3 protein-coding genes are annotated in these 1,977 nt (G+C 57.0%); all 3 read right to left on the bottom strand.

The window, feature by feature from the left end; genetic code table 11:
- Positions 1–603 (bottom strand): MCP four helix bundle domain-containing protein (locus tag EN884_RS34425; RefSeq protein WP_206617727.1); only part of this gene is annotated, 603 nt, incomplete at its 3' end.
- 515 nt (positions 604–1,118) lie between these two features.
- Positions 1,119–1,562, bottom strand: a complete 444-nt coding sequence (locus EN884_RS34435; protein WP_013525370.1) for a type II toxin-antitoxin system VapC family toxin — start codon at positions 1,560–1,562, stop codon at positions 1,119–1,121.
- A 2-nt stretch (positions 1,563–1,564) separates the two neighbouring features.
- A complete protein-coding gene (locus EN884_RS34440; protein WP_024505312.1) occupies positions 1,565–1,816 on the bottom strand; it encodes a type II toxin-antitoxin system prevent-host-death family antitoxin in 252 nt (83 codons plus the stop codon).
- Positions 1,817–1,977 lie beyond the last annotated feature (161 nt).

The raw sequence follows: 1,977 nt of genomic DNA on the forward strand, positions 1-1,977 counted from the left end.
GGCTATCAACAAGCCAACGCTCAAACCGACTTCGGCCGTTCTAACGATCGAGCTGATCCGCTGCGTCGCGCTGTTTGCCTCGCCTCTGTGATCCTCAACCATGGCCTGCAGAGCGGACTGCAACTTTACAAAGATCGGCTCTACGGTGTTCTTGATGGCCAGGCTTTCATTGGGAGTTTCACCTTTCGACAAGGCAGCCCGGCTTGTGTCCAGCAAAGCAGTTTCAGCCAGACGAAATTGGTTGGCGAGTTCTTTGACGACTGCATAATTCTGCTTGTCGATGTCGGAGACGATTGTTGCTTCATAGTCGCCCATCGACCGCTGCACTTGGTCGCGATTGGTCGTGATCGCGCTTTCAAGCGTGCTTCTATCCGATGGGTTGTCCTGAAGGGCATATTCCTGAAGCAGACTATGGGCCGTCATCTGGCCCATCATGATCGCGGTGCTGTGATAGAGGTCTGGAAGGATGCCCTTCTCGACCTCAGTCGCCTCCTGCCCCGCCTGAAGAAACCAGGCGTACGCGATGACGGCGATCACGGACATGACCACCAGAACGGCAGCGAAACTGACGAGGATGCGGTGGCGTATTGTCAGACTCTTCATGGATCCGATTCACCAATGGGGGCATCGTGGGCTGCGCGACAAGCGCTCGTTCCGACGTGTTCGAAAAAGGTGCGTCGAAAAGCGGTAGTCTGACGCTGAATGGTTTCTTTTCCGTTCCATCACTAATGATGGCGATGCCGCTCGCCAGAAGTGACGGTCGAGGACACGTGTTCCGTCGGCGCACATCAGCCCGACATCCGCTGGGCGGCACGCCCGCGTCAAGGTGGGTGGATGACTGATTGTTACCGTCTCGTTGGACGTCGATGAGAAAGGTATTCAATGACGATGAAGCTCTCACCTCACGTCCAAGGCCCTGTCAGCGTTGGGCCTTTGAAGCAAACAACCTGGACAGCCCATAGGCAAAGGCCTATGAACCTTGAAGGGGCACAAATATACGCTGGCCGCTGGTCGATCCAGGAAGTCCGGTGCACCGCCATCAGACTCGCCCAGCGTCGCATAACCCCGCCTACGTCATCGCATGGTCATGCTGGAGGCGCCCATCGGTCGCCGTCCGCCTATTCTGGAAGCCCGATGAACGGATTCTGATGCCGAATGCCGAGCGGCCTGAAATCCTTCTCGTTGTCCGTGAGCACGATCAGATCGTGTTGCATGCCTGTTGCAGCAATAGCGATGTCCTCGAAACCTGGTGAGATGCCAGCGGCCCGAGCGACTGTCATGAGTTGCCCAGTTATTGTTGCCGTTTCGAGGTCAAGAGGGAGGATGCGGCTACTGTAGTAGTGACGGATTTCTCCCCACCATTCAGCGAGCGCGCCCGCCTTCTTGGTGGCACCGGTTCGCTTGGCGTTCGCGATGCCGTCCTCGATCTCGGCCAAGGTGATTACGGAGAGCCAAAGGTCGGACGATCGCTCGACTATCCAGGCCGCTAGTTTCTCATCGGAGGGCGTCCTGCGTTTTGAAGGGGCAAGCAAACTGACGACATTCGTGTCCAAAAGGTACAATGTCAGAACGCCGGATCGCGCAGAGCCCGTGCGGGCTTTCGGCTTCGCGCTGGCAGGTCAGCTTCCTCCAGGGGCGAGTTTGTGAGCAGCCAACCCAGCGACGGCACACGGGAAAGGCGTTCGTACTCCGAATAGCTGATTACGACAGCCTCTCTTTTGCCGTGACGGGTGACGACCGTCGGTGTGCCCGCAACCGCTTCGTCGACCACATGTGAGAACGTAGCCTTGACGTCTTTGAGCTGAATCTCTTTCATCATGATTGCTCCCGTGACTAAAGTGGTCATATAAATTATGGAGCGAGTTTTGGCAAGCAGTCAGGACGGATCGGTGCGCCTACGGCGCTCGATCTGCCGCCAGTTGGCAGGCTGACATCTCACATCAGGTCTAATCCGGAAAACCGCGTCTTCCCCGTTGA

The organism is Mesorhizobium sp. M7A.F.Ca.AU.001.01.1.1, assembly GCF_004022735.1.
In the GTDB taxonomy this organism is placed as follows: domain Bacteria; phylum Pseudomonadota; class Alphaproteobacteria; order Rhizobiales; family Rhizobiaceae; genus Mesorhizobium; species Mesorhizobium ciceri.